6 protein-coding genes are annotated in these 6,000 nt (G+C 35.5%); 4 read left to right on the top strand and 2 right to left on the bottom strand.

The genetic code is table 11. The features are described 5' to 3' along the window. The first annotated feature begins 143 nt into the window (after window positions 1–143). From B806_RS0117660 to B806_RS0117650, 3 genes are read left to right on the top strand one after another with little or no spacing between them, the layout of a single operon-like run. Window positions 144–647, top strand: coding sequence for a YfiR family protein (locus tag B806_RS0117660; protein ID WP_017386701.1), 504 nt, complete (start codon window positions 144–146; stop codon window positions 645–647). A gap of 5 nt (window positions 648–652) precedes the next feature. Then, a complete protein-coding gene (locus B806_RS0117655; protein ID WP_005065229.1) occupies window positions 653–1,876 on the top strand; it encodes a diguanylate cyclase in 1,224 nt (407 codons plus the stop codon). Between the two features lie 14 nt (window positions 1,877–1,890). Further along, the gene (locus B806_RS0117650) at window positions 1,891–2,370 is read left to right on the top strand and encodes an OmpA family protein (RefSeq protein ID WP_017386700.1); all 480 of its coding nucleotides are present in this window, start codon (window positions 1,891–1,893) and stop codon (window positions 2,368–2,370) included. Window positions 2,371–2,420: 50 nt separating this feature from the next. On the opposite strand, the gene B806_RS0117645 is transcribed toward B806_RS0117650, so the two are convergent. Then, window positions 2,421–3,431: a metallophosphoesterase gene (locus tag B806_RS0117645; RefSeq protein WP_017386699.1), complete on the bottom strand. Its 1,011-nt coding sequence runs from the start codon at window positions 3,429–3,431 to the stop codon at window positions 2,421–2,423. Window positions 3,432–3,537: 106 nt separating this feature from the next. Between B806_RS0117645 and B806_RS0117640 the strand changes: the two genes are divergently transcribed. After that, window positions 3,538–5,163, top strand: a complete 1,626-nt coding sequence (locus B806_RS0117640) for a phospholipase D family protein (RefSeq protein WP_005804927.1) — start codon at window positions 3,538–3,540, stop codon at window positions 5,161–5,163. On the opposite strand, the gene B806_RS0117635 is transcribed toward B806_RS0117640, so the two are convergent. Further along, entirely contained in the window at window positions 5,164–5,973 is an 810-nt protein-coding gene (locus B806_RS0117635; RefSeq protein WP_005804926.1) for a lysophospholipid acyltransferase family protein, read from the bottom strand. It abuts the gene before it with no gap. Window positions 5,974–6,000 lie beyond the last annotated feature (27 nt).

The raw sequence follows: 6,000 nt of genomic DNA, 5'->3' as shown, positions 1-6,000 counted from the left end.
GCAACCCTTTTTTTAAATCAATATCATCAACTGGATACTTTTTAAGCTTTTTAGTCACTTTTAGATGAGATATTAAACTTTTTTTACGTTATCAACTTCATGTAGAATAGATTATTCGTGCAATAGTTTGGCATTAACTCACCATGTGGCAGTTCGCTAAAAAAGTATTTGTTTGCATACTTGTAGTGCTTGCTACGAGTGGGCCTTGTCATGCCAATTCAAAACATAATTTCTATGTACTTACTTTATCTATCCTAAGCTACAGTAAGTGGGAGAATGTAAATACTCCTACTCTTTGTGTAATTGATAACCCTTCTATTACATCTACTTTTCAATCTTATATCCAGCAAATGTCTTATAATTATCGTGTTCAAACTGTAAATGCGAAAGATTTTGCTCGGTCACATTGTCAGGCTGTCTATTTTTCTAGTACTTCTCCGCAGCAACAACAAAACCTTATTCAAAACTATCCTTATCATTCTTTACTTTCTTTAAGTGTTAATAATTCAGAGTGCGAGATAGGAAGTATCTTTTGTTTATATACTCAGAATAATTACACTACCTTTAAAGTTAACTTAGATGCTTTAAGTCACTCCAAAGTCCATATTGATCCGAGAGTATTACTCTTGGCTAAGAATGCGGAGTAAGGATCATGATATCAAAGTTGTATCAGTCCACTTCACTACACGCATTATTTAGAAAATCTCAATTTACTATTTTTGCTATTACTTTTTTTATTTGCTCTTTTACGTTTGTCTCAATTTCCGTTTTTACAATGGAAACTTATGCTAAACAAAATTTGCAATTGCTTAGTCATACTCTATTAGAGCGTATTCAGCCTGCAGTCGTGTTTAATGATAAAATTACAATAGAGCAGATTTTGAATGAATATACGAATGATCATTCAATTCGTACTATTCATATTTATGATTCAGAACATCATCTGATCGCCCAAAGTTTTAAATTATCAAGTCAAACTTCAATTTTAGAAGGCTGGTTTGATCACTGGTTTTTAAATGAGCCTGTTCATCTTACAATTTATCATCATGAACAAAATGTAGGTGAACTCACACTTTTTGGTAGCTCTGAAAAAATATTGCAGTTCCTCAAAATGATTATGGTAGGGCTTGCGATTGCAATGTTGTTTATTGTTTGCGCTTTATGGTGGTCAGTGAACTTAACTTATCGTCAAATTATGCAGGCTATTTACCCACTTACTAATATTGCTCAAATTGTAAGTGAACAAAAAGCTTATAATCTTCGTTTTCCTTATAACCGAATTAAAGAATTTCAAGATTTAAATACCGTTTTTAACGAGTTACTTGAAGAAATTCAAATATGGGATAACCAGCTACAAAAGGAAAATCGTAAATTATCCTTTCAGGCTCATCACGACCAGCTCACCTTATTACCTAATAGACATTATTTTTACCAAATCCTTTTAGACATGTTTGAAGATAAAGGGTTTGATAATAAGTCTGCATTATTATTTATAGATAACAATAACTTCAAAGCAATTAATGACCAATTTGGCCATTTAGCTGGCGATGAAGTTTTAAAAGAAATGGCGAATCGCCTGCAAACTCGTTTGCGTCATCAAGATTTTATTGCACGGTTAGGTGGTGATGAATTTGCTGTCATTTTGCATTCCATTAGTCATGCTGATCATTTAATATCTATTGCTGAAAATTTACTCGAAAGCTGTAAAGAACCTTTGCATCTAAATGGTCAAACCATTTACTTCAGTTTCAGTGTAGGTATTGCTTTATCACAATTTGCATCTAGCCCCGAAGATTTCATTATGCAAGCAGATCAAGCAATGTATAAGGCTAAAAATTCGGATGAACACTGGTTTATCTATAAACCTGAAAATTAAATTTAGGCTAATCTATGAATACAAGATCTTTAAAACTCTCTTTTATTGCATTGCTATGCATTACTCTTGCAGGGTGCCTGAGTTTTGGTCCATTAAAATATCGTCAAGTAAAATTGCTCAAAAAAGAAGGTTTCGTTCTTACTGATGAAGGCTGGACTTTAGGTTTACCAGAACGCTTGTTATTTGACTTTAATAATGCACAGTTAAAACAAAGTCATGAAGCTGAGCTACTACGTCTGGCAAATCAACTGAATAAATATGACCTGAATAAATTGAAAATTGTTGGTCATACTGATGATGTTGGTGATGCTACATATAACCAAAAGTTATCTGAAGAGCGTGCTCAAAGTGTGGCAAACCTTTTCTTAACACGTGGATTTAAAAAAGAAAACATCTACGTAATTGGTCGTGGTTCAACACAACCTTATGTGCCAAATACAACCAATGAAAACCGTGCGATTAACCGACGTGTTGCGATTGTCGTTATTCCATAAGTAAATTTAATTCATAAAAAAGCCAATCCTCTGTGATTGGCTTTTTTATTTTAAACTAGCTCAATAATATCAATGGTTGGTGGCACTCTGAAACGCAAAGGAATTCCAACCATTCCTGTGCCAACGGTGACAAAGACATCCGCATGCTCATGAGAGTAGAAACCGCGCTTATGACCTAAAATTGATACTTTTTTCATAATATAGTTAGTCAACCATGGAAGCTCTACCTGCCCTCCATGTGTATGCCCAGATAACATTAATGGTCGATTCGGTAATTTAGGTACCATATCTACCGTATCGGGGTTATGAGATAAAATTAACCAAGGCTTGTCTTGCGGTAAATCTGGCATAGAACGCATATCGGTTTTGCCTGCCCAGAGGTCACCAATACCAATCAAACGGAACTCATCGAAATCAACTACTTTCCCTTCAATATCAATAACTTCATTATAAAATAGGGCATCTTTTAATAGTTGCTGAATTGGTGGGCCAGGATATTGCTCATCATGATTTCCAGGAACCGAATATACAGGCGCCTGAATTTCTTTTAAAACACTTAATTCTTCAATCAATCTGTCTTCTGGCTCATATGTCCAATCACCAGCGACTACCACTAAATCAGGTTGCTGTTCATTTAATTTTCTAACGATGGTTTTGAGCTGACGTTCATGCCCTGAAAATAAACCAATATGTAAATCTGCAATTAAGGCTACTTTTACTGGCTTATCAAAACTACGATCTGGGTTTAAGCGATATTGATGAGTATCGACACGCACTAAATGAGGTTCGATAAATCGGGCGTAAATTAACACGCCACTTAAGAAAAAGATGAAAATACCTTGATGAATTGAGTAGTAACCAATCCAAGCAGCATATAAATTAAAAAACCAGAGAGGAATAAGTAGATAAGAGAGATAAAATGCGAGTAGATGTACAAAAGCTTTAAATGGATGAATCGTCTCGGTTCGTGATTGATGAATCCAAGCCTCAGAAATTCCCCATAGAGCAAGTATTGAAAAAATAAAGTAAAAACAAAAAAGGATTGAATTTGGATTCCACATTACGACTCTCGACTTATCTTATATTGATTGCTAGTAATCAAATTCAATATTTATCTTTCAATATGCACGAATTATACTCTAGCTCACCTTATCGTATGTACTGATTATGGCACAATCCTTTCATTCCAAACAGCTTCAAACGAATCAACAAGCTAAAGGCTTTTTGATAAAAGCCTCTATAGTCCTATGTTCAAGTTTTGCTGTGGGTTTGACAGGATGTAGTACTCTGCCAAAACATGGTGTTGAGCCTGTGCAATATGCAAAGGACATTGATACCTCTGAGACTTCACTTGCCAAAATTATTACACCTTTACGCCAGCAAAATCCAAAGTTAACAGGTTTCCATGTTCTAAATGATCCTCTGGAGGCTCTCGCGGCTCGACTTAGATTAATTGATAAAGCCGAAAAGACTTTAGATTTACAATATTACATTTGGGATAATGACAAAGTTGGTGCTTTAGCCTTGCACGCGATTATTCGTGCAGCTGATCGAGGTGTAAAAGTCCGACTTCTTATTGATGACAATAATGCAAAAAAAATGGAAGGGATTTTACTGGCCCTTTCTCAGCATAAAAATATTGAAGTTAAGCTTTTTAATCCCTACCGTTTCCGTAAATACCGTGCGATGGATATGGTGCTGGATTTAAAACGTATTAATCGTCGTATGCACAATAAAAGTTTTATTGCCGACAATGAGGTTGCTCTTATTGGCGGACGCAATATGACCAATCAATATTACAATGTAAGCGATAGCTATCAGTTTTCTGATGTCGATGTAATGTTGGTAGGCGCTGCTGTTGATGATATCGTAAATTCGTTTGATGATTACTGGAATCATGAATATGCATATTCAGTTCAAAGTATCGTAAGTCCTGAGCAGCACCGTTTACGCTATGAAGGCTTAAAAGAACAGCTTGAAGCACACTATCAACAAGCTACCGTCCAAAACTTTTTAAACTTAACCGCAAAATCTCATGCATTTGATCAATGGCTAAATCACAATATTCAATTCGATTGGGTCAAAGCAGAAGTCGTAAAAGACTCACCTGATAAAATCAAATCGAAAGCTAAGAAAGAAGAACACCTCAATTTCCAGTTAATTAATCATTTGGAAAAACCAGAAAGTAACGTTGACTTAATCTCTGCTTATTTTATTCCTGAAAAACAAGGTGCCAAGATTTTAAGCACGCTTGCCAAAGAAGGTGTTGAGGTCCGGGTTTTAACGAACTCTTTCAAAGCGAATGACGTTGCTGTTGTACATGCCTTTTATGGAAAATACCGTAAAGAACTGCTTAAAAACGGCGTACAACTTTATGAATTTTTACCAACACCAGATAAAAGAGATTTAAATAAAAATACAGATGAGCTTGCCACTAAAGCTAAAGTAAATATGAAAGGGCTAAGCCGATCAAGCTTACATACTAAACTTATGGCATTAGATGAGCAGGTTTTTATTGGTTCATTTAACTTTGATCCGCGCTCAGCTTACTTAAATACTGAAATTGGTGTGATTTTAGATAGCCCATCGCTGGCTAAGACGATTCACCATACAATGGATGAAAATTTGAATAAGTATGCTTATAAATTAAAGCTCGACACTAATAACCATATTTATTGGCAGCAAGAAACTCCGAATGGTCCTGTAATTTATAGACAGGAACCTGAGATGAAATGGTGGCAAAAAGCAGGCATGAAATTTCTTTCATGGCTGCCACTTGAAGGATTTATGTAATTAGTTTTTTGGCTTAAGTACTTTCTGATGTAGTTGAGCCAAACCTTCTACCATTTTTTCTTGCACTTCACGCGTTAAACTTTTGACGTCATGCCCTTCCACTGAAATGGGAGGCAAAGTTAACAGATGAGCTGTTACTTTAGGCATTTCGAGTACACGTTGAATATGTTCGGCAAATGTCATGTCACCAATGAATGGCGCAACTGTATCTAATTGCCCATCGCGATTTACATAACAAATCAAACAAACCTGTACTGGACGCTGTGCTTCAATCGCTGCTCCTAGTAATCGTCCATGAACTTTTTTAACAGAATGTCCATCTGTAGTTGTGGCTTCAGGAAAAAATAATACTGGAATATTCTGTTTTAAAAATTCAGCAATTTGCTCACGAATTCTGACGGAATCGCCAGATCCACGCTTAATAAATAACGTTCCACCACTTTTGGCTAAGTTGCCAAGAATAGGCCAATTTTCAATTTCAGCTTTAGCAAGAAAGAAAACTCGTGCACCAGAACCTAGAACTGCAACATCTAGCCAAGAAATATGATTACTTACCCATAAAGCTGGTTCTCTAGGAATTGTGCCATGTACTTCTATATCTAAATTAAAAACCTGACATAAACGGCGGCAAAAGTATTGGACATAACGTGTATTAACAGGATTATTAGGATCTTTATAAAGCCCATGTCTATAAACTAGATAAAAACCTTCACTAATTGCGGCCGTGGCAGAAGTGACCTTTTTTCCGTATAAACCTATTTTTGATAATTTCTTTAACGTTGAATTAACTATACTTTGCGTTTGAGCCATAAAATTTCACTAACGATTAATCATTGT

It is taken from the genome of Acinetobacter sp. TG2027, from assembly GCF_000302435.1.
GTDB lineage: Bacteria > Pseudomonadota > Gammaproteobacteria > Pseudomonadales > Moraxellaceae > Acinetobacter > Acinetobacter pittii.
Note: the sequence above shows the minus strand (reverse complement) of the source record. Positions and strands in the feature narration are given on the sequence as shown.